At 73.2% G+C, this 23,716-nt stretch carries 19 protein-coding genes; 7 read left to right on the top strand and 12 right to left on the bottom strand.

Annotation, left to right across the window (positions count from 1 at the left end):
- Positions 1-86: 86 nt before the first annotated feature.
- From hpt to dacB, 4 genes are all read right to left on the bottom strand, one after another.
- Complete coding sequence (gene hpt, locus ACFW3D_RS09520; RefSeq protein WP_499516875.1) at positions 87-626, bottom strand: phosphoribosyltransferase; 540 nt, start codon at positions 624-626, stop codon at positions 87-89.
- A 36-nt stretch (positions 627-662) separates the two neighbouring features.
- On the bottom strand, positions 663-1,649 hold the full coding sequence (gene tilS, locus ACFW3D_RS09525; RefSeq protein ID WP_500503180.1) for a tRNA lysidine(34) synthetase TilS: 987 nt from the start codon (positions 1,647-1,649) through the stop codon (positions 663-665).
- A 178-nt stretch (positions 1,650-1,827) separates the two neighbouring features.
- Positions 1,828-3,006 (bottom strand): zinc-dependent metalloprotease, encoded by a 1,179-nt coding sequence (locus ACFW3D_RS09530; RefSeq protein WP_500503182.1) that lies wholly within the window; start codon positions 3,004-3,006, stop codon positions 1,828-1,830.
- A 755-nt stretch (positions 3,007-3,761) separates the two neighbouring features.
- Positions 3,762-5,171: a D-alanyl-D-alanine carboxypeptidase/D-alanyl-D-alanine endopeptidase gene (gene dacB / locus ACFW3D_RS09535; RefSeq protein WP_500503184.1), complete on the bottom strand. Its 1,410-nt coding sequence runs from the start codon at positions 5,169-5,171 to the stop codon at positions 3,762-3,764.
- A gap of 142 nt (positions 5,172-5,313) precedes the next feature.
- Between dacB and ACFW3D_RS09540 the strand changes: the two genes are divergently transcribed.
- A complete protein-coding gene (locus ACFW3D_RS09540) occupies positions 5,314-5,808 on the top strand; it encodes an inorganic diphosphatase (protein ID WP_431959297.1) in 495 nt (164 codons plus the stop codon).
- Positions 5,809-5,883: 75 nt separating this feature from the next.
- On the opposite strand, the gene ACFW3D_RS09545 is transcribed toward ACFW3D_RS09540, so the two are convergent.
- From ACFW3D_RS09545 to ACFW3D_RS09555, 3 genes are all read right to left on the bottom strand, one after another.
- Positions 5,884-7,305 carry a wax ester/triacylglycerol synthase family O-acyltransferase gene (locus ACFW3D_RS09545; protein ID WP_500503185.1) on the bottom strand — a complete coding sequence of 474 codons (1,422 nt, stop codon included), beginning with the start codon at positions 7,303-7,305 and terminating at the stop codon, positions 5,884-5,886.
- Positions 7,306-7,468: 163 nt separating this feature from the next.
- Positions 7,469-9,073: a threonine/serine exporter family protein gene (locus ACFW3D_RS09550; protein ID WP_500503187.1), complete on the bottom strand. Its 1,605-nt coding sequence runs from the start codon at positions 9,071-9,073 to the stop codon at positions 7,469-7,471.
- 113 nt (positions 9,074-9,186) lie between these two features.
- Positions 9,187-9,924, bottom strand: a complete 738-nt coding sequence (locus ACFW3D_RS09555; protein WP_500503189.1) for a DedA family protein — start codon at positions 9,922-9,924, stop codon at positions 9,187-9,189.
- Between the two features lie 139 nt (positions 9,925-10,063).
- Here ACFW3D_RS09555 and ACFW3D_RS09560 point away from each other — a divergent pair, with 139 nt between their 5' ends.
- Positions 10,064-11,413, top strand: coding sequence for an ABC transporter ATP-binding protein (locus ACFW3D_RS09560; RefSeq protein ID WP_500503191.1), 1,350 nt, complete (start codon positions 10,064-10,066; stop codon positions 11,411-11,413).
- A 37-nt stretch (positions 11,414-11,450) separates the two neighbouring features.
- A complete protein-coding gene (locus tag ACFW3D_RS09565) occupies positions 11,451-11,822 on the top strand; it encodes a YbjQ family protein (protein ID WP_500503192.1) in 372 nt (123 codons plus the stop codon).
- Here the strand turns inward: ACFW3D_RS09565 and ACFW3D_RS09570 are convergent.
- On the bottom strand, positions 11,803-12,576 hold the full coding sequence (locus tag ACFW3D_RS09570; protein WP_500503194.1) for a MerR family transcriptional regulator: 774 nt from the start codon (positions 12,574-12,576) through the stop codon (positions 11,803-11,805). The genes ACFW3D_RS09565 and ACFW3D_RS09570 overlap by 20 nt on opposite strands.
- Before the next feature lie 54 nt (positions 12,577-12,630).
- On the opposite strand from ACFW3D_RS09570, the gene leuE reads away from it, so the two are divergent.
- Together leuE and gad are read left to right on the top strand one after the other, a co-directional pair.
- Positions 12,631-13,290: a leucine efflux protein LeuE gene (leuE, locus tag ACFW3D_RS09575; protein ID WP_500503196.1), complete on the top strand. Its 660-nt coding sequence runs from the start codon at positions 12,631-12,633 to the stop codon at positions 13,288-13,290.
- A 79-nt stretch (positions 13,291-13,369) separates the two neighbouring features.
- Positions 13,370-14,821, top strand: a complete 1,452-nt coding sequence (gad, locus tag ACFW3D_RS09580; protein WP_500503198.1) for a glutamate decarboxylase — start codon at positions 13,370-13,372, stop codon at positions 14,819-14,821.
- A 99-nt stretch (positions 14,822-14,920) separates the two neighbouring features.
- On the opposite strand, the gene ACFW3D_RS09585 is transcribed toward gad, so the two are convergent.
- The 3 genes from ACFW3D_RS09585 to ACFW3D_RS09595 form a co-directional block, all read right to left on the bottom strand.
- The gene (locus ACFW3D_RS09585) at positions 14,921-16,591 is read right to left on the bottom strand and encodes a hypothetical protein (protein ID WP_500503200.1); all 1,671 of its coding nucleotides are present in this window, start codon (positions 16,589-16,591) and stop codon (positions 14,921-14,923) included.
- A complete protein-coding gene (locus ACFW3D_RS09590) occupies positions 16,581-18,269 on the bottom strand; it encodes a hypothetical protein (RefSeq protein WP_500503202.1) in 1,689 nt (562 codons plus the stop codon). Before ACFW3D_RS09590 ends, ACFW3D_RS09585 begins: the two co-directional genes overlap by 11 nt.
- A 122-nt stretch (positions 18,270-18,391) precedes the next feature.
- Positions 18,392-19,450 carry a M23 family metallopeptidase gene (locus ACFW3D_RS09595; protein ID WP_500503204.1) on the bottom strand — a complete coding sequence of 353 codons (1,059 nt, stop codon included), beginning with the start codon at positions 19,448-19,450 and terminating at the stop codon, positions 18,392-18,394.
- Between the two features lie 117 nt (positions 19,451-19,567).
- Here ACFW3D_RS09595 and ACFW3D_RS09600 point away from each other — a divergent pair, with 117 nt between their 5' ends.
- Together ACFW3D_RS09600 and ACFW3D_RS09605 are read left to right on the top strand one after the other, a co-directional pair.
- On the top strand, positions 19,568-21,295 hold the full coding sequence (locus ACFW3D_RS09600) for a SpoIIE family protein phosphatase (protein WP_500503205.1): 1,728 nt from the start codon (positions 19,568-19,570) through the stop codon (positions 21,293-21,295).
- A gap of 116 nt (positions 21,296-21,411) precedes the next feature.
- Positions 21,412-22,440: a rod shape-determining protein gene (locus tag ACFW3D_RS09605; RefSeq protein ID WP_500503207.1), complete on the top strand. Its 1,029-nt coding sequence runs from the start codon at positions 21,412-21,414 to the stop codon at positions 22,438-22,440.
- A gap of 347 nt (positions 22,441-22,787) precedes the next feature.
- Here the strand turns inward: ACFW3D_RS09605 and ACFW3D_RS09610 are convergent, their stop codons facing one another.
- Positions 22,788-23,687: an alpha/beta fold hydrolase gene (locus ACFW3D_RS09610; protein WP_500503209.1), complete on the bottom strand. Its 900-nt coding sequence runs from the start codon at positions 23,685-23,687 to the stop codon at positions 22,788-22,790.
- Positions 23,688-23,716: the final 29 nt, after the last annotated feature.

Raw genomic sequence — 23,716 nt, forward strand, 5'->3', positions numbered from 1 at the left:
CATTGTCACCCGAAGTCGCCGGAGACCGTAAACAAACAGCGTTACCACCCTCCAACGCGGAGGAGGGCGTCGGGGTTCCCGGAGCCTCAGCCGCCGTACACGTGCGGCGCAAGGGTGCCGATGAACGGCAGGTTCCGGTACTTCTCCGCGAAGTCCAGGCCGTATCCGACCACGAACTCGTTGGGGATGTCGAAGCCGACGTACTTCACGTCGATCTCGACCTTGGCGGCGTCCGGCTTGCGCAGCAGCGTGCAGACCTCGAGCGAGGCCGGACGGCGCGAGCCGAGGTTGCTGATCAGCCAGGACAGGGTCAGACCGGAGTCGATGATGTCCTCGACGATCAGGACGTCCCGGCCGGCGATGTCGGTGTCCAGGTCCTTGAGGATCCGCACGACACCCGAGGACTTGGTCCCAGCGCCGTACGAGGACACCGCCATCCAGTCCATGGTGACCTGGGACGACAGGGAGCGCGCGAGGTCCGCCATCACCATGACGGCGCCCTTCAGGACGCCGACGATCAGCAGGTCCTTGCCCTCGTAGTCCTTGTCGATCTGCGCAGCCAGCTCCGCCAGCTTGGCGTCGATCTCTTGCTTGGAGATGAGCACCTTCTCGAGGTCGGTGCCCATGTCGTTCTCGTTCACCCGCACAACTTCCGGCTCGGTCTACAGGGCCTGGAAGAACAGTCTGCCATTCCGCCGGCCGACGACGACGCCGCCCGGTAGGTTGAGCGGTTTCTGACCGCGCCACCCGGTCAGCAGACGGTCGGTCTCCTCGATGTGCCGGGCGAAGAGCGAACCCGCGGGTGAGCCCGCCGCGACGGCCGCCCGGCGCAGCACCCGGCGGCGCACGGCGGGGGGAAGGGTCAGCAGCCGGGCGACGTCCAGCCCGCCGTCGGCGTCGACGGCCGTCCGCTCGGCCTGGGCCGCCCACTGGTCGAGGGCGTCGGCGTCGTCCCGGGAGAGCTGTGCGGTACGGGCCAGCGCCTCCACGACGCCCTTGCCCAGGGACTTCTCCAGCACCGGCAGCGCCTCGTGGCGGACCCGGGAGCGGGTGTAGGCGGGGTCGTGGTTGTGCGGGTCCTCCCACACGTCGATGCCCTGCGCGAGGCAGGCCTTGCGGACCGTGTCACGGTCCAGCAGCAGGAAGGGGCGGCGGTAGCGCCCGTTGACGGCGGGCATGCCGGACAGCGACCGGATGCCGGAGCCGCGGGCCAGCCCCAGCAGCACCGTTTCGGCTTGGTCGTCCCGGGTGTGGCCGAGCAGCACGGCGGCGGCACCGGCGCGTTCCGCGACGGCGTCGAGCGCCGCGTACCGGGCGTCCCGTGCGGCGGCCTCCGGACCGCCCTGACGGCCCACGGTGACCGCAACGGCGTCGACCGGGTCGAGTCCGAGACTGCGCAGGCGGTCGGCCACGTCGACGGCGCGGGCCGCGGAGCCGTCCTGCAGGCCGTGGTCGACGGTGACGGCGCCGGCCCGGATGCCGAGTTTGGGCGCTTCGAAGGCGAGGGCGGTGGCGAGGGCCATCGAGTCGGCTCCGCCGCTGCAGGCGGCCAGCACGAGCGGGCTGCCGCCGGGGTGGTCGGTCAGGACGTCCTGGAGTACGCGGCGGACCGCCAGGCGTATCGCCGCGACCGCGGGGTGGGGACCCATGTCCGGTTTCCCTCCTGGAGAGGCTGGGGGAGGCGTCGGGACGGTGAAGATGACGCAGGGTAGCTAGATGGTGACAGACAGCGTGCGATACTCGAGCATCGCACGCTTACCCTGCGCCCACGGTCCCTCGGACGGGTGAACCGGGAGGCCCCGGGGCCCTGCTGTGCCCCGGGTCGGCTCAGGTTTCGCTCCGTCCGTGCACCCGTGCCACCCAGTCCGCGGGTTTGGCGATCTCCTGCTTGGTGGGCAGGGTGTTGGGCGAGGTCCAGATCCGGTTGAAGCCGTCCATCCCGGCCCCGTCCACCACGGCCCGCACGAAGCGCTCGCCGTCACGGTACTGCCGCAGCTTGGCGTCCAGCCCCAGCAGCTTGCGCAGCGCCATGTCCATCCGCCCGGCGCCGCTCTGCCTGCGGCGCTGGAACTTCTCCCGGATCTCCGCCACGGAGGGCACGACGTCCGGCCCCACGCCGTCCATCACGTAGTCGGCGTGCCCCTCCAGCAGCGACATGACGGCGGTCAGCCGGCCCAGGATCTCCCGCTGGTTCGGGGTCTGCACCAGGTCGATCAGGCTGCGGCCCTCGTCGCCGTCCGCGTCGACCGCGGCCTCCTCCGCGTCGGGCCTGCTGCCGGAGGAGAACGCCTGGAACGCCTCGCGGAGCCGCTCGAGCAGCGTCGACGGGTCGATCTCCGTCTCGCCGAGGAAGGCCTGGATCTCCTGCTCGATGTGGTCCCGCAGCCACGGCACGGCCGTGAACTGGGTGCGGTGGGTCTCCTCGTGCAGGCACACCCACAGCCTGAAGTCGTGCGGGTCCACGTCGAGTTCGCGCTCCACGTGGACGATGTTGGGGGCCACCAGCAGCAGCCGTCCGGTGCGCGGCTCGCCCGGGCCGGGCGCGGCGGGACCGGCCGGCATGTCACGGCTCGCGGGGGCGAAGGTCTCGTACTGGCCCAGTACGCGCGAGGCCAGGAAGCTCAGCAGCATCCCGACCTCGACCCCGGTCACCTTCCCGCCGACGGTGCCCAGCACGGCGCCGCCGGGGCCGCCCGGCTTGCGGGCCTGCATCTTGTCCAGCAGCGGCTTCAGCACTTCACGGAAGCCGGCGACGTTCGCCCTGATCCACCCCGGGCGGTCGACGATCAGGACCGGGGTGCCGGTGTCGGCCGGGTCCTCCTGGTCGCCGAACATCCTGGTGAAGGCCCGGACGTGCGCCTCCGACTCCTTTGCGTGCCGCCGCAGTTCCGCCACGACCGCCCGCGCCTCGTCCCGGCTCACCTCCGGGCCGGGCCGCACGAAGCGGGTCGCGGTCGCGACCGCGAGGTTCCAGTCGACCATCTCCGCACCACCGATGCTCGTCATTCCTTCACGGTACGTGCTACTCCCCCTCCCCGGGAGCGTTCCCCGCCGGGGCGCGGGCGGGTCGGGGAGGGCGGGGGCGCGGCGAGGGGTGTGGCGGAGGGTGTGTGGCGGGTGCGGGTCCGTCTCGCGCCCTTCGGGCGCGAAGCGGCGGGCTGCGGACGGGAGGGCGGGAGCCGCTCTCGTCGGCGCGGTGCGGGTGGGTTCGTGGCGGGGTTCAGGCGCCGGAGCGGGGCCGGTTGCTCGTACGGCTGCGGTCTCGTTGCCGTCCGCGCGTGCAGATGACCGGTGACCACGCCCACCCTCCGTGGGTGGCGCGCCCGCCGTAACCCGCGCCTGCGGGTACTTCCCCTGCATCGGGCCCTGTTCCACCGACATAGTCGGCGAAAGCGGGCCCGATCTTCTCCGGCTCAAAGAACGGGCTCTGTTCCGCTGAACATACCGGCGAAAGCGGGCCCGATCTCCCGCCCGCCCTTCGGCAGCACCCCGAATCAGCCGCAGACGCCGGTTACGGCGGGCGCCCACCACCGGCAGTGGGCGTGGAAGCGGCCATCTGCACCCGCGGACGGCAACGAGACCCGCGCCACCGGAAAGGCACCCCGATCCGGCGCCTGAACCCCCACCACGAGCCGGCCCGCACACTGCGGCAAAGCCTCAGCCGCCACCCGCCCGTCCGCAGCCCGCATCCTTGCGCCCGAAGGGCGCCAGACGGCGGGACAGCCGGACAGCCCGGCCGCCGAGGCCGGCGGCGCCCGCGATTACGTGCGGCAGCCGCACGCGGCGAGCTTCGCGGCGAGGCGGTCGAGGGCGGACTGCGCGGCCACGGGGTTGGTCGTGCCGTTGGTCAGGAAGGCGAACGTGAGCAGCCGGCCGTCCGCGTCCACCACCGTCCCGGCGAGCGCGTTGACCCCGGTGAGGGTCCCCGTCTTCGCGCGGACGAGCCCCGCTCCCCCGCCCGCCGAGGTGAAGCGTTCCCGCAGGGAGCCGGTGAAGCCGGCGACGGGCAGCCCCGTGAGGACGGGGCGCAGCTCCGGGTGGTCGGGGTCGGCCGCCAGCGCCAGCATCCGCGCCAGTTGCTCCGCCGTGAGGTGGTCGGCGCGGTTGAGTCCGCTGCCGTCCGCGAAGCGGGCCCCCTTGAGCGGGAGCCCGAGTTCGCGCAGCGCGGAGCCGATGGCCTTGGCGCCACCGGAGAAGGACCCCGGGCGGTCCGCGGCGAGGGCGGTGTGCCGGGCGAGTGCCTCGGCGATGTCGTTGTCGCTGTTGGTGAGCATGCGCTCGACCAGGTCGGCCAGGGGCGCGGAGCGCACCTCCGCGAGCCGGTCGGCCGCGTGCGCGCGCGAGGGCGCCCGGCCGGCCTTCACCGCGCCCTCGACCTTGACGCCGCTCTTGCGCAGCAGGTCCGCGAAGGCCGTCGCCGCGTCCGCCGCCGGGTCCCACCGGCGGACGGCCGGGCCCTTGAAGCTCTTGCCGTCGCTGCGGCCCTCGTCGGCCATCAGGGCGGTGACGGGGGCGATGTTGTCGTTGTGCCCGATGGGGTGGACGGCGGGGCCGGTGAAGAGCGAGGTGTCGTACGTGAGCTTCACGGAGCGGACGCCCTTGGCGCGCAGTGCGCGGGCGGTGTCGGACGCGAGGGTGCGCAGGGAGGCCGCGGTCCAGCCGCCGCCGGGCTTCGCGCGGGCGGTGAGGGCGGGGTCGCCGCCGCCGACCAGGACGACGCGGTCCTTGCCCGCGGCGACCACGGAGGTGGTGAGCCGGTGGTCGGGCCCGAGCAGCGACAGCGCCGCGACGGCCGTGGCGACCTTCGTGGTGGAGGCGGGGACGGCGGCCGTGCCGGGGCCCTGCGCCCACACGGTCCGGCCGGACACGGCGTCGACGACCGCGCCCGTCGTAAGCGCGCCGAGCGCGCTGTCGTTCAGCAACGGGCCGAGCCCTCCGGCCAGTCCGGCCTTGGTCGGCAGCGGCGCGTCGTGCGGACCCGACACGGCGGTGAGCACCTCGGGTGCGGCGGGCGGCACCGGGGCGACCGCCCCCTTGTGGCCGCCTGCGCCCCCCTTCTTGGGCGAACGCGCCTGCTTCCCCTGACCGTCCCGGGAGGCGGCGATCGCCCGTTCGGCCGTACGCTGGCCTGACTCCCACGGTCCCGCTGCGGCCACGGCCGTCAGCGCCACGGCAAATCCTGCGGCAGCCGACCCTGCCACCACCTGCCAGTTCTTCGGAACGGGCACCCCGGACCAGCCCCTTTCGCGACCACGCACAAGCGTGGGAGACACTTAATCACCAGAAGTATGTGCTGATCATGGAGGACAGGCTGTGCTCGAGTTCGACGTAACGATCGAGATCCCGAAGGGTTCCCGCAACAAGTACGAGGTGGACCACGAGACCGGTCGTATCCGCCTGGACCGGCACCTGTTCACCTCGACGGTCTACCCGGCCGACTACGGCTTCGTGGAGAACACCCTCGGCGAGGACGGCGACCCGCTGGACGCCCTGGTGCTGCTCGACGAGCCGACCTTCCCCGGCGTCATCGTGCGCTGCCGCGCGATCGGCATGTTCCGCATGACGGACGAGGCCGGCGGCGACGACAAGCTGCTGTGCGTGCCCGCCTCGGACCCCCGGGTCGAGCACCTGCGTGACATTCACCACGTCTCCGAGTTCGACCGCCTGGAGATCCAGCACTTCTTCGAGGTCTACAAGGACCTGGAGCCCGGCAAGTCCGTCGAGGGCGCCAACTGGGTGGGCCGCGCCGAGGCCGAGGCCGAGATCGAGGCGTCCTACAAGCGCCTGAAGGAGCACGGCGGTCACTGACCCGCCGGCTCCCGCCGCCACGAGGGCGGCGCGCTCCCTGCCGGGGCGCGCCGCCCTCGCGCGTGTCCGGCGGCCTCACCCGCAGGCGTCGAGGAGTTCGGCCAGCGCGCCGTGCAGGGCTGCGGCGAGCGTGTCGGCGTCCGGCAGCGACTCCGCGTCCGCGAGCAGCCCGATGTGGACCCGGCGGCGGTACGTGGAGCAGGCGACCGCGAGGGACTGGCCGCGGGCGAGCGGGGCGATCGGGTAGAGCTCCGTCATCCGGCAGCCGTCCAGGGTGAGCGGCACGTCGAGCATCGGCACATTGGTGACCAGCACGTCGAACAGCAGCCGCGCCGACGCGGCGAGCAGCGGGGCGGCGAAGCGGTGCGCGAGCGGCGGCACGCTGTCGGCCAGCAGCGCGACGGCCCCCGGGCCGGTGTCGGGCCCGGCGTCCTTGTTGCGGTCCATGCCCGCGCGCACGTCCCGCAGCCGCGCGAGGGGGTCGGGCTCGCCGACCGGCAGCCGCAGCAGGTAGCCGGAGATGCGGTTGCCCCGGCCGCCGCGCACGCCCCTGCGGCGGCGCCGCGCCACGGGGATCAGTGCGCGCGGCCCCGGTCCCGCCGGGTCGTCGCCGCGGGCCTCCATCCAGCGCCGCAGCGCGCCGGCCACGACGGCCATGACGACGTCGTTGACCGTGCCGCCGCTGGTCTTGCGAACCTGGTGCAGGTCGTCGACGTCGAGCGAGGCGGTGGCGAAGCGGCGCTCGGCGCCACCGGGCGTCCAGGCCGCGCCCAGCGCGGCGGGACCGCCGGGGTCGAGGGAGGCGCGCAGCACGGCCGAGCCGATGCCGAGGACGCGTCCGGCCTCGCGCACCCGGTCCGGCAGGGAGGCGACGACCTGCCGGGGATCGGGCAGCGGCAGCGTCGGCAGGTGGATGCCGGGGCCCCGGACCTGGGCCGGCACGGCGCTCTCGGTGCCGGGCCGCGGTGGCGCGTCCGCGGGGGCGGGAGCGGCGACGGGGGCAGAGGGCGCTGCGGGAGCCGCGGCCGGGATGCGGGCCCCCTGGTCGAGCAGGGCGGCGCCGAACTCCACGGCGCGCAGCCCGTCGGCCAGGGCGTGGTGCAGCTTGACCAGGACGTGGAAGGGCGCGTCGGGGGCGCCCTCGATGACGTAGACCTGCCACGGCGGCCGGTGGCGGTCCATGGGCCGGGACATCAGTTCGGCGACCGCGGCGCGGGCGTCCGTCCGCCGTACGGCGTGGACGTGCTGCCGCGCGTCGAAGTGCTCGTCCGCCGCCCAGGCGGCGCCGCCCACGCCGTACCAGACGTCCTTCACGCGCTGCCGCATCCGCGGTACGGCCTCGGCACGGGCGGTGAGCAGCGCGACTAGCCCGTCGGCGTCGACCGGGCGCTCCGGGTCGCGGTCGAAGACGGCCACGGCGCCGAGGTGCATGGGGTGGCCCGGCGAGTCCAGGTTCCAGAAGGCGAGGTCCAGCGGGCTCAGGTGCTCGTCAGCCAAGGCTCCATGCCTCCGAAAGGTCGGGGTTTGCCCCGGAACGGACTCCAGTTGGTGAAGTGAAACCCCTAAAACCGATTACAGTCAACTACGACCACGATACGGACAGTTAACATCAGGTTGCCCGCGCGATCTCCGGGCGGCGGGGCGGCGGGGTCCGGAAGGCTCAGAAACCGCGGGTGCGCTTGGCCGCCGCACGGCGTCGTGCCTGGTCGGCGCCACCGGGCAGCTTGATGAACAGCCGGGCGATCTCGCCTCCCAGGTTCACCCCGATGGCCACGGCGAGCGCCAGCGCCGCCGCCTTCGTCAGCGAGGTGAATCCCTGGTCCAGGTGACCGCGGGTCAGCCCGAGGAGCCCGAAGTACGTCGCGGAACCCGGCAGCAGCGGGCCGATCGCCGCCGTGACGTACGGCAGCGCGGAGGCATGGCGGTAGCGGGCGAGCACCTGGCCGAAGAGGCCCACCAGACCGGCGGCGACGGCGGTGGCCGCCACCGGCGACATGCCGATGCCGATCCGCTCCTGGTGCAGCGCCGCGTAGACCGTCCAGGCGACTCCGCCGTTGAGGGCGGCGACCACCAGCACGCCGCGCTCGCACTGCAGCAGGACGGCGAAGGCGAGGCTCAGCACCATCGCGGCGACCAGTTGCACCGGCGGGTTCTCGTAGGCCCGGAAGGCCTGGTCGGGGTTGAGTCCGGCGCCCAGGCTGACCCCGGCGTAGAGGATCAGCGTCACGCCGACGACGATGCCGGTGAAGAGGTACATCACCTCCAGCAGGCGTGCGGAGGCGGTGATGTAGAAGCCGGTCAGGCCGTCCTGGACGGCCGCGACCAGGGCCCGTCCCGGAATCAGGGCGAAGAGGCCACCGGTGATGACCGCGGACGCCTGCAGGGTGCTCGTACCGGGCAGGTGCTGGCCGAACCGGGCGACCAGCACCCCCATCACGGCGGCCGGCATCGCCGCGGCGACGAACTGGTAGAACTCCGGCAGCCCGCGCCCGGCGCACAGCCAGGCCAGCCGGTCGCCCAGCATGGCGCCGAGGGCGGCAATCGCGAAGACCAGCGGCCCCCCGCCGCCGACCAGCATGCTCGCCGCGCCCGCGAGGAGCCCGGCCGCCGCCGTGAGCAGCCAGCCCGGGTACGGGTGCCGGTTGCGGCGGATCTCGGCGAGCCGCCGGTAGGCGTCCTCCAGGGTGAGGTCGGCCGCGGTGATGTCGTTGATCAGCCGGAAGACGGCGGCGAGACGGGTGTAGTCGGTGGCCCGGCGGCGCACCGTGCGGTTGGCGGTGACCGGGGCGTCCACCAGCGACGGCTGGTAGGAGATGCCCAGCAGCGTGAACGTCACGGTGGGCTCGACCCGGCCCAGGCCGTAGGCGTGGGCCACACCGAGCATGGCGGCCTCGACGTCCTCCGCGCCCTCGCCTCCGGCGAGCAGCAGCTCACCGATGCGCAGCGTCAGGTCGAGCACGCGCGGCACCGGCGGGCCGGCCTCCGCCTCCGGCCGCCGGGCGGGCTGCTCGGGGGCGGGGCGCTCGCCGACGGGCATGCGCAGCATCGTGCGCATCCGGTCGGGCCAGGGGGTCTCCTTGGAGAGGCTGACGACCGGGATGCCCTCGGGGGGCGTGAAGGCCGGGTGGGACAGCTGAGGGGAGGTCCGCGTCCCGGGGCGGGCGAAGGCCGAACCCTGGGGTTCGGGCCTGGGCAGTTCCACGCCCAGGGGCGGCGTGAACTCCGAGCCGCCGGGCTGCTGCTCGGGCTCCTTGGGATGCGCCACGGGATCCTCCTTTCGGCGCGTGATCGCTACGGGTGCCGGGTGTGCCGAGGGGGGAGGGTGCGGGCACCCTCCCCCCTCGGCACAGCGGGACGACTGCCCACTCCCTCCGTCGGCTAACGGCGGTTCGCGCGGTGGCGCCCGCCGTTGCCGCGCTGGAGCGGCGGCTGACCGGCCTCGCCCTCGGCCTCTGCGGCCTCGTACTCGTTCGCCCCGGGCAGCGGCGCCGCCTTCCGGGAGGCCGAGCGGGCCCGCAGGAACTCGATGGCGATCGGGACGACCGAGAGCAGCACGATGCCGACGAGGATCAGCTCGATGTGCCGGTGGACGAAGGCGATCTGGCCCAGCCAGTAGCCGAGCAGGGTGACACCGACGCCCCACAGCAGGCCGCCGATGACGTTGTACGTCACGAAGACGCGGTAGTTCATGCGGCTGACGCCGGCGATGACCGGCGTGAAGGTCCGCACGATCGGCACGAAACGGGCGAGCACGATCGACTTGGCGCCGTGCCGCTCGAAGAACTCGTGGGCCTTCTCGACGTTCTCCTGCTTGAAGAGCCTGGAGTCCGGACGCCGGAAGAGCGAGGGTCCGACCTTGCGGCCGAAGAGGTAGCCCACCTGGTCGCCGGCGACGGCCGCGATCCAGACCAGCACGCAGACCAGCCAGATCGGATAGTCGAGCTTGCCGCCCGCGACGAGCAGGCCGCCGGTGAAGAGCAGGGAGTCACCCGGCAGGAAGAAGCCGATGAGCAGACCCGACTCGGCGAAGACGATCGCCAGCAGGCCGATCAGGCCCGCTGACGAGATGAGGTAATCGGGGTCGAGCCATTGCGGGCCCAGGGCGATAGTCGTCACGCGCCAAAAGTATCAACGTGGTCGCGACCGAACCGTTCCCAGCCCGGGAACGCTCGGCTACGGTCCTCCCAAGCGTTTCACCGTGCAACACCGCAAGTCGCCCGTCACTCCTGAATCATCATGATCCGGCGGAACCCACATGACTCGCGCCATCTCCCTGCACGACGTTTCCAAGACCTACGGCCGCGGTGTGCGCGCCGTGGACCGCTTCTCGCTGGACATCGCCCCCGGTGAGTTCCTGGTGCTGCTCGGCCCCTCCGGCTGCGGCAAGTCCACGGTGCTGCGCATGATCGCGGGGCTGGAGGACATCACCTCCGGCGAGCTGCTGCTGGACGGCGAGCACGCCAACGACCTGGCGCCGGGCGACCGGAGGATGGCGATGGTCTTCCAGAACTTCGCCCTGTACCCGAGCATGACGAGCCGGCAGAACATCGGCTTCCCGCTGCGCTTCGAGATGCCCGGGCAGGACACCGGGCCCCGGGTCGCCGAGACCGCGCGGACGCTCGGCATCGAGGACATCCTCGACCGCTACCCGGGGCAGCTGTCCGGCGGCGAGCGGCAGCGGGTGGCGATGGGCCGGGCCATCTCGCGGCATCCGTCCGTCTTCCTGATGGACGAGCCGCTGTCCAACCTCGACGCCAAGCTCCGCGCGCACCTGCGCGCCGAGATCGCCCGGCTCACCCGCGGCATGGGCGTGACCACCGTGTACGTCACGCACGACCAGGCCGAGGCGATGTCGCTGGGCGACCGTGTGGCGATCATGCGCAACGGGGTGCTGCAGCAGGTGAGCGCGCCGCGGGAGGCCTACCACTTGCCGCAGAACGTCTTCGTGGCCGCATTCATCGGCACCCCGCGGATCAACCTCGTGGAGGCGACCGTGGTGGCCCCGCTGGACGGCGGGATGTGGATCGACCTCGGAAGGCAGCGGCTCGTCCTCCCCCAGCCGCTGAGCCGGGACCACCAGATGCTCCGCATCCAGCAGGGCCGGCCGGTCATCGTCGGCCTGCGCTCGGAAGCCGTGCGCATCGACCGGCCCAGCAGCGCGCGGCCCGGGGAAGTGGTGCTCAGCGGTGTCGTGGAGCACGTGGAGTACCAGGGCCACGAGTCGCTGGTGCACCTCGGCACCGGCGCCCGCCCGGCCGTGGTGCCCGAACTGGAGTCCGCCCGTCCGGGCGGTGCGCGGCAGCGTTCCCGGGCGGCGTCCCGGCAGGGCGGCCCGGCCGGCCTCGGCCGGCTGGTGCAGAAGGCCGCCGCACGGGTCTCCGGCCAGGGCCGGACGGCCGTGCTGGACCGTCCCGAGCGGCGGCCGGAGACCGAGCGGCCCGCCACCGGGGGCGGTGACCTGGTCGTGCGCACCGGGCCCGACCTGCGGCTGCGCGCCGGACAGCACGTGCCGCTGCTGGTCGACCTCGCCCACCTCTACGTCTTCGACCACGCGGGCAACCGGATCTGCCCGGCCCCGGAGCGGGCACCGCACCTGGAGTACTGAGACTGCGCGGGACGGCGGACGAGGTGACGATGCCCGTATGGGTATCGACGAGTACGGCGGCGGACAGCCGCCGAAGTCCGCCGTCCTGGTGGTCACCACGAACGACGTGCCGGGCTACCGGGTGGAGCGGGTGATCGGCGAGGTCTTCGGCCTCACGGTGCGCTCCCGCCACCTGGGCAGCCAGATCGGCGCGGGCCTGAAGTCCCTGATCGGCGGCGAGCTGAAGGGACTCACCAAGACCCTGGCCCAGACCCGCACCGAGGCGATGGAGCGGCTGGTGGAGCAGGCCCAGTCGCGCGGGGCCAACGCGGTGCTGATGATGCGCTTCGACGTCAGCGAGGCCGCCGACGTCGGCACCGAGGTGTGCGCCTACGGCACCGCGGCGGTGATCACGCCCCGGCACGCCTAGCGTTGGCCATGATCGCGTCGTGGACGTACTGGGCGGTGCCCGGCGCGATCGACTCGTAGAAGGCGTTGAAGCGCGGGTCGGCCAGGTACATCGCGGCGAGGCCGGTGTGGATCTCGTACGTGCAGTCGTAGTAGTGGTCGACGATGAACCGCCGGTGCTCCTCGGCCAGGTCCATCGCGGCCTCGCCGTCCGCCGGGGCGCCGGACTCCCGGAGCGCGACCAGCCGGGCGCCCCAGTCCTCCTGCTCGGCCTTGATCCGCAGCCAGTCCTCCTTGGTGTAGGAGGCGACCCGGCGCTGCGACTGCTCGTACGCGCCGGTGTCGCCCCAGCGCTCCCGGGTCTCCTCGGCGTGCCGGTCGGGGTCGTACTCCCCGAAGACCTCGAACTTCTCCTCGGGCGTGAGGTTGATGCCCATCGTGCGTGCCTCCATGGCTCGTTGGACGGCCTCGGCCATCTCCGTCAGCTTCCCGATCCGCGCGGTCAGCAGTTCGTGCTGGCGCCGCAGGTGCTCCCGCGGGTCCGCGTCCGGGTCGTCGAGGAGGGCCGCGACCTGCTCCAGGGGGAAGCCGAGCTCCCGGTAGAAGAGGATCTGCTGCAGCCGGTCGAGGTCGGCGTCGCTGTAGCGCCGGTGGCCCGCGTGGCTGCGGGCGCTGGGCGAGAGCAGGCCGATCTCGTCGTAGTGGTGCAGCGTCCGGACGGTCACGCCGGCGAAACCCGCCACCTGCCCGACCGGGTAGCCCGTGCTCGTGTTCATGACCACACCCTCCGGCCTCACGCCACGTGAGGTGCAAGTGCCATATTGGTGCGCATGCTGGGAATCACCGACCTGCCGACGTACGTGCTGGGCACCGTACTGATCGTGCTGCTGCCCGGGCCGAACTCGCTGTACACGCTCTCCGTCGCGGCGCGCCGCGGCGTCCGGACGGCGTACCGCGCGGCCCTGGGCGTCTTCCTCGGCGACACCGTCCTGATGACCGCTTCGGCGGCGGGCGTGGCCGGGCTGCTCCAGGCCAACGCCGTGCTCTTCGGCATCGTGAAGTACGCGGGCGCCGGCTACCTGGCGTGGATCGCCTTCGGCATGGCGCGGGCCGCCCGGGACATGTGGCGGTCCCGGGGCGCGGAGCCGGTGGCGGTGGCGGCCGCCGCGGAGGAAGTGGCGGACGCCGAGCGGCCGTTCCGGCGGGCGCTGGTGATCAGCCTGCTCAACCCCAAGGCGATCCTCTTCTTCATCTCCTTCTTCGTGCAGTTCGTGGACCCCGGGTACGCCCACCCCGCGCTGTCCTTCCTGGCACTGGGCACCATCGCGCAGGTCTTCAGCTTCTGCTACCTGACGCTGCTGATCTTCGGCGGCACCTACCTGGCCGCCCAGTTCCGCCGCCGCAAGCGCCTCGCGGCGGGGCTGACCTCGGGAGCCGCGGCGCTGTTCCTGGGCTTCGCGGCGAAGCTGTCGCTGTCCTCGGCGGGCTGACCGTCCCCTGGCCCGGCCCCTGACCTGGGCCGGGCTCCGCCGACCTGCCGGTGACCGGTTTCACTCGTATCGTTACGGTATGTCGCTGCACAAAGGTGCCGAGGGCCTGCCGAAGCTCGCCGTGAACCCCTTCTACGCCGGGGCCGACCCGGTCGCCGGGATGCGCGCGGCGCCACCGAAGCACCGGCTGCCGGACGGACCGCTGGCGCCGGCCACGGCGTACCAGCTCGTCCACGACGAGCTGATGCTCGACGGCAACGCCCGGCTCAACCTGGCCACCTTCGTCACCACGTGGATGGAGCCCGAGGCCGGGGTGCTGATGGGCGAGTGCCTTGACAAGAACATGATCGACAAGGACGAGTACCCGCGCACCGCAGAACTGGAGCGCCGCTGCGTGTCGATGCTCGCCGACCTGTGGCACGCACCCGATCCGGAGGGCGCCGTCGGCTGCTCCACCACCGGCTCCTCCGAGGCCTGCATGCTGGCCGGGATGGCCTTCAAGCGACGCTGGCTGCGGCGTACCGGCGACGGCGCCCGCGCCTCCCTCGCCCGCCGCCTGACGAGGCGCGCCGGCGACCGCCACCCGGCCACCGGCCGCCCGAACCTGGTCATGGGCGCCAACGTGCAGGTCTGCTGGGAGAAGTTCTGCAACTTCTGGGAGGTCGAGCCACGCCTGATGCCGATGAAGGGCGACCGGCTGCACCTGGACGCGGACGCCGCCGTCGCGATGTGCGACGAGAACACCATCGGGGTCGTCGCCGTCCTCGGCTCCACCTTCGACGGCTCCTACGAGCCCGTGGCGGAGATCTGCGCCGCCCTCGACGCCCTGCAGGAGCGCACCGGGCTCGACATCCCCGTCCACGTCGACGGGGCCTCCGGGGGCATGATCGCCCCCTTCCTCGACGAGGACCTGGTCTGGGACTTCCGGCTGCCCCGGGTGGCCTCGATCAACACCTCCGGCCACAAGTACGGGCTGGTCTACCCCGGCGTCGGCTGGGCACTGTGGCGGGACACCGACGCCCTCCCCGAGGAACTGGTCTTCCGGGTCAACTACCTCGGCGGCGACATGCCGACCTTTGCCCTCAACTTCTCCCGGCCCGGCGCCCAGGTCGTCGCCCAGTACTACACCTTCCTGCGGCTGGGCCGGGACGGCTTCCGCGTCGTCCAGCAGACCGCCCGGGACGTGGCCACCTACCTCTCCTCGCGGATCGAGGAGTGCGGGGACTTCCGGCTGATCACCCGCGGCGACCAGCTGCCGGTCTTCGCCTTCACCACCGCCGACCACGTCACCGCGTACGACGTCTTCGACGTCTCCCGGCGGATGCGCGAGCGCGGCTGGCTGGTGCCCGCCTACACCTACCCGGCGGACCGCGAGGACCTGGCGGTGCTGCGCATCGTGGTGCGCAACGGCTTCTCCGAGGACCTCGCCGACCTCTTCCTCGCCGACCTGGAGCGCTACCTCCCCCAGCTGCGCGCCCAGGACCACCCGCTCCACCCGCCCGGCGAGGCGCCCACCGCCTTCCACCACTGAGCTGCTCCGCGCGGGGCACACTGCGCGGCGAGGCGGGCAAGGGCGGGGGCCGGCCGGTCGCCCGGCCGGCCCCCGCCCTCGCGCGGGTGGTGCCCCGCCTCAGCGCACGTCGACGTAGACGGCGGTGCCGTCGCTGTCGAAGTGCTTGGAGTCACCGAAGTGCTGGATCAGCCACTTGCCGTCGGAGGACGGCTTGCCCTTGAGCGTGGCCTTGCCCGTCGAACTCGTCGTGCCCGACGAGACGTAGGTCCACTTCGTCGAGCCCTTCTTCTGGAAGAACAGCTCGACGTGCCGGCCCTTGTACGGCCGCCACGAGCCGGATACGTACTCCTTCAGCGTGCCGGTGAAGGTGACGGTGGTGCCCTTCTTCACCTTCTTCGTCGCGGACGCCTTGATGGAGTACATCCGGGTGTTGGTGCGGGTCAGCCGGACCGGCTTGCCCGTGCCCTCCGCGAGCCTGTCGCTGGTGAGGTGGCGGATCCGGTAGTAGCCGTCGACATAGCCCCACGCCGACAGCGTGAAGTTGCCGTAGTAGCCGGTCGTCGAGGTGGCCAGGCTCTTCCAGCCGGCCCGGCCGTCGGCCGAGTACTCCAGACGCACGGCCTCGCCGTCGGTGGAGTCGTCGCTGTAAGCGCGCTGCAGGTAGCCCGTCACCGTGACCCGGCCGTCGGCCGCGATCGAGGACTTCACCTTGCGCAGCACGGACTCCTCGGGCACCACGAGGGTGCCTGCGGCGGGGGTGGCCCACAGGTAGGGGCCCGGGGGCGCGACGGACCAGCCGTCGACGCCGACGCCCGCCGGGGGCGTGAGGACCGCCGTGAAGTGTCCGGTCGCGTCGGTCGTGACGGTGAGCGCCGTCGCGTCGTTGCCGTAGCGGCTCAGACCGACGGCCAGCTCGATGCCACCGAGGCCGGCGCCCTCGGGAGTCCCGCCGGCACGCACGGTGCCGGTGACGGTGACCTTCTCGCCGGGGAGCACGCGGGTGCGGTCCGCCGTCGCCGTCACCGACACCTTCGTGGGCGACACCGACGGACGGCCGGACGCGGTGGCCGTGCCGTGCACCTGGCCGCCGTCCTCGGTGAACCGGGCCGTGAAAGTCGCCCAGTTCAGCATGTCGAGGTCATCGGTGGTGAACCGGCCGTCGACGCCGGTGACCGCGGTGAACACGGCGTCCGGCTGCGGCTTGCCACCGTCGTAGGACCGGGTGACCTCGACCGTGCGGCCCTCGAGCGGTACGCGCTCACCGGTACCGGGCTCGATGCCGACCAGGCGGTCGGTGGCCCCCAGACTCCGCCGGTCGTAGGTGGGCAGGCGGGTGAACTCCAGCTCCTCCGCGCCGCCCGCGTCGACCAGGGCGGGCATCAGGGTGAAGTCCAGGGTTCCCGCCCCGGTGCGGGTCGCGGTGTGGCCCTGGTCGTCGGTGGCGGTCACGTCGATGGCGTAGCTGCCGAGGCGGGGCATCGTCCCGCCGTCCTCGGCCAGCTTCAGCGCGGCGTCGGCGGGCACCGCCCAGGTCGAACCGCTCCTGGTCAGGGCCGGCACTTCGGCGACCACCGCGTCGCCGTCCCGCACCCGGGCGGAGACCGAGGTCACGTCGGCGCCCGAGGCGTCCGTCCAGGCGTTGACGGTGAACATCCCCCGGTTGCCCGAGGTGCGGGCGGCACCGATGCCGACCGGTCCCGCGTCGTCGGCCAGGGCGGGCGCGGCGGTCAGCAGGGTGGAGACCACCGCGGTGGCGGCCAGGACGAGGGAACCGCGCTTAACGGACATCGACGTACTCCGTCTTCGACTCGCTGGAGAAGTGCTTCGAGTCGGCCGCGAGGTAGACACCCCAGGTACCGTCCCCGTACGCCTTGGTCTTCAGGCTGAACCGGCCCGAGGAATCGGTCGTGCCCTTCACCGTCCAGTACCAGGAGCTGTCGCCCTTGGGCCGGTAGACGACGACGATCTTCCCGCCCTTGTAGTTCTTCCAGGTGCTGCCCGACTTGTACTGCAGCCTGCCCTTGGCGGTCAGCTTGGCGTTCCTGTAGGGCCGGTTGGGCGTCATGTCGAACGACGTCACGCGCGTCTCGACACGACTGCGCTTCACGGCCGCCGAACTGACGGGGAGCAGGGTGTAGCTCTCTGCGTGCGCCGCCCGGTAGTACCCGGTGGGAAGGCCGCGGGCCTCGATGGTGAAGGGGCAGTACCCCGCGGTCCCGCCCTCCGCCTTCGCGGAGGCGAGGTTCTTCCAGCCGTCCCGGCCGTTCTTCGAGTACTGCAGCGACACCGTCTGGTCCGCGCAGGTCCAGTCCGGCTTGAGCCGTCCCTTGACGGTGAGCCACCGGTAGGCGTCCAGGCTGACGCTGACGTTGGTGAGCTGGCCCGTCCTCGGCACGGTGACGTCGTCCCGGTAGGGATCGGCGTCGGCCAGGTAGTCGGAGGGCCGCACATAGGTGAAGTGGCTGGTGGAGTAGGCGGCCTTGGCGTCGTACGAGAACGCCCCGTCGGCGCCGCTGACGCCCTCGCCCATGACGCCGGTGACCGTGTGGTCCCAGATGTCGGGCTCACGCATGGTGGTCACGACCGGCGCGCCCTCGAAGGGCACCCAGCCGTTGGGCGTCAATCGCTGCACGGTGCCGCCGACCTTGAAGGTCTTGCCCGCGTACACCCGCTCCTTGTCGGCCTGCGCGGTGATGCGGTACCGCGTCCTGGAGACCTCCAGGTCCGGCAGGTCCTCGGCGGCGGCCGGGGCGGTGTCGGAACCGGGGGCGACGACCGTGGCGGTGCCGTTCTGGAACGTGCCGCCGGGGGTGACGGTCAGCGCGAAGGCGCCGGACCCGTCGGTGACGACCGTCCGCGACGCGTCGGTCCAGTCGCCGTCCCCGTAGGAGTCCCAGGCGATCCTCACCTGGGTGCCGGCCCGGGCCGGGCCGGTCGTGCCCGTCGCCGGGTCGAAGGTGGTGACCGTGCCGCCGAGCGTCGCTTCGCGGTGGTCGTAGTCGGTGTACTCGCGGTCGAAGCGGGCCTCGGCCACCCCGGTGTGCAGCCGGTAGCCGAAGAGACCGGCCGCACCGTGCTCGGCGCCGCTCCAGTGCTGCACGGTGCCGCCGGGCAGGCGGTAGTCGACGTCCACCGGGTAGTCGCCGTAGGCGGTGCCCTCGGGCAGACCGACGGGCCGGTCGGTGTACCAGCCGCGCTGCCAGGAGAAGGACAGGTCTTCGGTCGAGGCCAGCACGGGCGCGTCCGCCGCGGCGGACGCCCGGACGCTCACCTTGACCCACAGCGCCTCGCCGTCGGCCAGGCCCACGGCCAGGGTGCCGTCGTCCCCGGTGGTCAGCCCGCCGACCGTCACGTCGTCGGCGAAGGCCGGCACCGCGGTCAGCGGTCCGGCCGCGAGGCCGGCGGTGAGAAGAAGGACGGCTGCGCTTCGGATGACGGCAGGCCGGTGTGCGCGCGAAATGCGCATGCAGGACCCCCCACAGGTCAGAAAACGGCGCGGGAATGATCAGCGCCGGAGGCCGAACGATAGCGAACCTGTGGGAATCCTGTGGAGACCGGGGGTGGGTTCCGTACGGGTGGCGATGGCGGTCAGCGGCCGACCGGCACACCGTGCCGGGCCAGCCAGGGCAGCGGGGCGACCGAGGAGCCCATCTGGGGCGTGACGCGGACCTCGAAGTGCAGGTGCGGGCCGGTGGAGTTGCCCGAGTTGCCGGACCGGCCGATCCGCTCGCCCGCACGGACCCGCTGACCGGGGGCGACCTCCAGGACGGACAGATGGGCGTAGTGCGTGCAGTAGCCGTCGTCGTGCCGGACGACGATCTGGTTGCCGAAGCCGTCGCCGCACGCGGCCACCACCACCGTTCCGTCTCCCACCGCGCGGACCGGGGTGCCCGGCGGCACCGCGAAGTCCTGGCCGGTGTGGCGGTGCGCCCAGTGCGCCCCGGAGGCGTCGTAGCCGGCGGTGAGCGTGTAGTGCGCGACCGGGCGCACCCAGTGCGGGGCGCCGTGGTGGCGGGAGGCGCCGGACGATCGGGGCGGGGCCGGGGGCAGCTCGCGCGGGCAGTCCGCCGAGAGTCCCTCGTGCGCCATGAGCGCCAGGTCCCGGGCGGACAGCCGGGCCCGGGCGCGCTGCAGCCGCGCCTCGATGCTCCGGCGCAGCGCGTCCTTGCGGCGGGCCTCGCGCGCCAGCACCCTCAGCGTCCGGTCGACGGCCTCGGTGTCCGCCGCCAGCCGGCGCTCGGCCAGCATCCGCTCGGCCAGCAGCGCCGCCTGCGCGTGGTCGCCCTGCCGGGCCAGCGTCGCGCCCTCCAGCAGCCGGTCGGGCCGCCCGGTCAGCAGCAGACGCGCCGAGGGCCCGAGCCCCCCGTTGCGGTACTCGCTGCGCGCCATCGCCCCGATCCGGTCCCGCAGCACGTCCAGCCGGTGCCGCTCCACCGCCGCGGCGCGGTGCAGCAGCCGCAGGTCGGCGCGTTTGCGGCGGACCGCCCGCTCCGCGTCCTCGTACGCCTGCACCGCACGGGCCGCCTGCGCGTACAGCCGCTCCACCCGGGCCGGCGGGCCGGGGCGCGGCTCGGGGCGCTCGCCGGCCACCGCCGGCGAGGCGGTCAGCAGCAGGCAGAGGGCCACGGCCGCCGTCCTCCATCGCATCGCCCGATCCTTTCGGGCGCGATCACCGCGGTGCCCGGACGACACGCCCCGCCCGCCCCCGGCCACCCGGCGGGGTGACCGCATCCGGGCGTGCGCCCGGCGGAGGACCGCCCGATCATGGGAACGGGCACACTCGGCGAACAGGAGGGTGACCGGGTGAGCGGCGACGGTGAGCCCGGCGGCTGGTCACCGCTGGACCACGCGGTCCTGCGGCAGGTGCTGGACGGCACCCCTGCGGGCGTGGGCATCTACGACCCGCAGTTGCGCTACGTCTACGTCAATCCCGCCCTCGCCCGGATGAACGGGCTGCCCGCCGCGGACCACCTGGGCCGCCGGATCACCGAAGTGCTGCCGGACCTCGACGACGCCGGCGAGGAGGCGCTGCGCCAGGTCCTGTCCGACGGCAAGTCACGCGAGGTGCCCTCCAGCGGCCGCACCCACGCCGAGTCCGAGCTGGGCCGGCGCTACTGGCAGGGCGCGTACCACCGGCTGGACGCCGCGGACGGCACGGTGCTGGGCCTGGTCGGGATCATGCTGGAGGTCAGTGCCTCCCGCCAGCACCAGCAGGACCTGGAACGGGCCCGGGAGCGGCTGGCGATCCTGGACCGCGCCGCCACCTTCATCGGCACCACGCTGGAGATGGACGAGACCTGCGCCGAACTCGCCGGGTTCCTGGTGCCGCTGCTCGCCGACATCGCCACCGTCGAGGTCTTCCCCGCCGAGCGCGCCACCCCCTACAACCGCGGCGTGCTGCGGCTGCGCCGGGCAGCCATGGCCGCGCTGCCGAACCTGCGCGAGCAGGTCAAGGCCTTCGGCGAGCCCGGGGAGTACGTCGAGTACCCGTCGGGCACGACGATCCCGCGCTGCCTGCAGTCCGGCAGCCCGGTGGTGCAGAACCTCTTCGACGACGACGCCCTCGGGCACGGCGGCTCGGCCCGCGAACGGATGGCCGCCTTCCGTTCGGTGGGCATCCACTCGGCGCTCGTCGTTCCGCTCGCCGCACGCGGCGAGCCGATCGGCACGGTGACCCTGGTCCGCTGCGGCGAGTCCCCGGCGTTCACCGAGCGGGACACCGAGACCGTGCAGGACGTCGTCCGGCGGGCCGCGATCTACCTCGACAACGCCCGCCGCTACACCCACGAGCACGGCATCGCCCTGGAGTTGCAGCGCGCCCTGATGTCCGAGCCGGGGTCCCCGCACCCCTCCGTGGAGGCCGCGTTCCGCTACCAGCCGGCCGGCAGCACCGCGCTGGTGGGCGGCGACTGGTACGACACCGTACGGCTGTCCTACGGACGCACCCTGCTGGCGATGGGCGACGTCATGGGCCACGGGGTGGAGGCCTCGGTGGACATGAGCCAGTACCGCTCGATGCTGCGCTTCGTGGCCGCGGCCGATCTGCCGCCGCACCGCATCCTGCGCCGGCTGGACACCCTCATCTCGGAGACGGAGTCCGGCCGCCCGGCGAGCTGTCTGCTGGCCCTCGTCGACCCGGCGCGCAACCAGTGCACCTTCTCCAGCGCCGGTCACCTGCCGCCCGCCGTCATCCGGCCGGACGGCACCGTCCGACTCGTCGGCGTCCCGGTCGGCCCGCCGCTGGGCACCGGCCACGGGGGCTACGAACCCGTCTCCGTCTCCTGCCGCCCCGGTGACGTGATGCTGCTGTACACGGACGGGCTCGTGGAGCGGCGCGGAGAGGACATCGACACCTCGCTCGACCGGCTCGCCGGGTTGCGCCTGCACTGCGAGGGTGATCTGGGCGGACTGGTCGACCGGGTGCTGTCCCTGCTGGTCGTGGAGCCGGCGGACGACGACATCGCGGTCCTCGCGGCACGGGTCGTGCGATAGGCGGATCAACCGCCCGGAGTACCACAACAGGCGGATTTCGACTTGCGCCCGCACGATGATCAGACGGGCCGCCGCAGGGGCGGTCCCGGGAACCGGCCCCTCGGGGAGGATCTGCCGTGACCGTCAGTCTGGCGCTTCTGCGTCGTTGCTCCGTTGCCGTCGACCTCGGGGCGTCGCGCACCCGTGTCTACCTCAAGCACCAGGGACTCGTCGTGGACGAGCCGAGCGTGGCCGCCGTCAACGCGCACAGCGGCGCGCTGATCGCGGTCGGCTCGCTGGCAGAGAAGATGACCGGTCGCACGCCCGAGCACATCCGCGTGGTCCGCCCCATCCAGGCCGGGATGGTCGTCGACATCGAGATGGCCCAGCGCATGCTCCGTCATCTGCTGGGCGGTCAGCTCCGCAAGGCGTGGCGGCGCAAGCCGTTGCTCCGGGCCGCCGTCTGCACCCCCAACGGCAGCGGGCCGCTGGCCCAGCGGGCCGCCGTCGAGACGATGTACGGCCTCGGTTCCCGCCGGGTCGAACTGGTGGACTCCGTCATCGCGGCCGCCATCGGGTGCGGGCTCCCGGTCGAGGAGCCCGAAGCGACGATGATCATGCTCGCCGGGGCCGGCACCACGCAGATCGCCGTCATGTCGATGGGCTCGATCGTCGCCGCGGAGACCATCGCGGTGGGCGGCGAGGCGATCGACCACGCCGTCGTCCAGCACCTGCGGAACACGCACGAACTGCTGCTGCCCAGCCAGTCGGTGCGGTCGCTGCACGAGGCCCTCTCCGCGCCCGGGCCCCTCGCGACCAGCGCCGAGGTCCAGGGACGCGACGTCGCCAGCGGGATCGCCCGTACGGTCCGCGTCGACACCGAGGCGGTGCGGCAGGCGATCCGGATGCCCATGGCGACGCTGGTCGACGGGATCGGCCAGGTGCTCCGCCGGTGCCCGCCGGACCTGGTCGCCGACCTCACCGACCGCGGCGTCATGCTCGCGGGCGGCAGCGCGCTGCTGCCGGGCCTGGACATGATGCTCCGTCAGGCCACCGGGATGCCGGTCACCGTCGCCGACCGGCCGGACGTCTGCGCGGTGCTCGGGCTCGGAGCCATGATGGAGGGCCACCCCGTCCCGAAGCCGCTCGACCCGCTGTCGGTGTAGGCCCCCGGCCCGGTTCGGAGGTCCGGGACGAGAGAGCGCGAAGCGGCCGGCCGGGATGGGGAGCACACCTCCCCGTCCCGGCCGAGCCGTGTCCCGGCGGCCGCCGGGCACGCACCATGGGCAGCACCGGCGTGATCCCGTTGCCGCCCGGCGGGGAGAACGGCGACCCGGAGCGGGTCAGGGCCGGCGGGAAGGCGTTGCGCGGGCCGGGAGTGCGCAGGACCGCGCCCGGGGCGGGACCGCGTCGCCGGCCGGGCGGCGGACGGGCAGGCCGTGTCCGTGCGCGTCCCCGTCCCCGTGCCCTTGCACGTCGCGCGGGTCGAGGACGAGGTGCCCGGGCTCGGCGGTCATGCCGCGGTCCTTCCCTTCTCGGCGCGTTCGACGAGGCGGGCGGCGTGCTCGGCGACGAGGTCCGGACGGTGGACGGGCAGCCAGTGGCCGCCGTCCACGTGGTGGACCTCGGCCCGGGGCGCCCAGTCGGTGATCTCGGTCTGCCAGGGCGGCAGGACGAACACGTCCCTGGCCGGGGCCAGCACGACCGCGGGGAGCACGGCGTGCCGCACGCGGGGGCGGAGCATACGGGGCAGCACGTTGGCGCGGTAGAGCTTGAGCCCGGCGCGGTTGCGGGCGGCGAGCCCGGGGCCGTGGCCGGCGGGGGCCTCGCCGGTCTCCAGGCGGCGCAGGGTCGCGATGACACCGTCCAGGAAGCCGCTGCGGCAGGCGAGTTCGGCGATCCCCGGCAGGTGGAAGAAGCCGACGTAGTGCGAGGCCAGCGACTGCTTGACGAGCTTCAGCAGACGGGCCGGGGACGGGCGGCGCAGCTGGGCGCGGTACCAGCGGCCGGTGTGGTCCAGGTCGGGTCCGGAGACCGAGGTGATCGAGGCGTAGCGGTGCGCGAGTTCCGGCGTGCTGACGGTGTGCCAGCTCTGCACCGACCCCCAGTCGTGGGTGAGCAGATGGACCGGAGCGTCCGGGCTGACCGCGTCGGCGACGGCGGTGGTGTCGGCGGCGAGCTGCGGCAGCCGGTAGGCACGGGTGCGGCGCGGCTTGTCCGAGGCGCCCGAGCCGCGCACGTCGTACGACACAACCTGGAAGCCGCGGGCGGCCAGCCGCCCGGCGACGCCGTCCCACACCCCGTGGTCGTCGGGGAAGCCGTGCACGCACAGCACCGTGGGCCCGGCCGGGTCCCCCTGCTCGTACACCGCCAGCCGCACCCCGTCGGAGGCCGTGACCCAGCGCTGCGCCATGTCCGCCGCCCTTCGCCTTCGCGTCGCCG

It is taken from the genome of Streptomyces sp. NPDC058864, assembly GCF_042742985.1.
GTDB lineage: Bacteria > Actinomycetota > Actinomycetes > Streptomycetales > Streptomycetaceae > Actinacidiphila.

What these genes read in the sequence shown, in the direction of transcription:
- hpt (WP_499516875.1), bottom strand. Translation starts at nt 626, where the DNA reads ATGGGCACCGACCTCGAGAAGGTGCTCATCTCCAAGCAAGAGATCGAC.
- tilS (WP_500503180.1), bottom strand. Translation starts at nt 1,649, where the DNA reads ATGGGTCCCCACCCCGCGGTCGCGGCGATACGCCTGGCGGTCCGCCGC.
- ACFW3D_RS09530 (WP_500503182.1), bottom strand. Translation starts at nt 3,006, where the DNA reads ATGACGAGCATCGGTGGTGCGGAGATGGTCGACTGGAACCTCGCGGTC.
- ACFW3D_RS09560 (WP_500503191.1), top strand. Translation starts at nt 10,064, where the DNA reads ATGACTCGCGCCATCTCCCTGCACGACGTTTCCAAGACCTACGGCCGC.
- ACFW3D_RS09565 (WP_500503192.1), top strand. Translation starts at nt 11,451, where the DNA reads ATGGGTATCGACGAGTACGGCGGCGGACAGCCGCCGAAGTCCGCCGTC.
- ACFW3D_RS09570 (WP_500503194.1), bottom strand. Translation starts at nt 12,576, where the DNA reads ATGAACACGAGCACGGGCTACCCGGTCGGGCAGGTGGCGGGTTTCGCC.
- leuE (WP_500503196.1), top strand. Translation starts at nt 12,631, where the DNA reads ATGCTGGGAATCACCGACCTGCCGACGTACGTGCTGGGCACCGTACTG.
- gad (WP_500503198.1), top strand. Translation starts at nt 13,370, where the DNA reads ATGTCGCTGCACAAAGGTGCCGAGGGCCTGCCGAAGCTCGCCGTGAAC.
- ACFW3D_RS09585 (WP_500503200.1), bottom strand. Translation starts at nt 16,591, where the DNA reads ATGTCCGTTAAGCGCGGTTCCCTCGTCCTGGCCGCCACCGCGGTGGTC.
- ACFW3D_RS09590 (WP_500503202.1), bottom strand. Translation starts at nt 18,269, where the DNA reads ATGCGCATTTCGCGCGCACACCGGCCTGCCGTCATCCGAAGCGCAGCC.
- ACFW3D_RS09595 (WP_500503204.1), bottom strand. Translation starts at nt 19,450, where the DNA reads ATGCGATGGAGGACGGCGGCCGTGGCCCTCTGCCTGCTGCTGACCGCC.
- ACFW3D_RS09600 (WP_500503205.1), top strand. Translation starts at nt 19,568, where the DNA reads ATGGGAACGGGCACACTCGGCGAACAGGAGGGTGACCGGGTGAGCGGC.
- ACFW3D_RS09610 (WP_500503209.1), bottom strand. Translation starts at nt 23,687, where the DNA reads ATGGCGCAGCGCTGGGTCACGGCCTCCGACGGGGTGCGGCTGGCGGTG.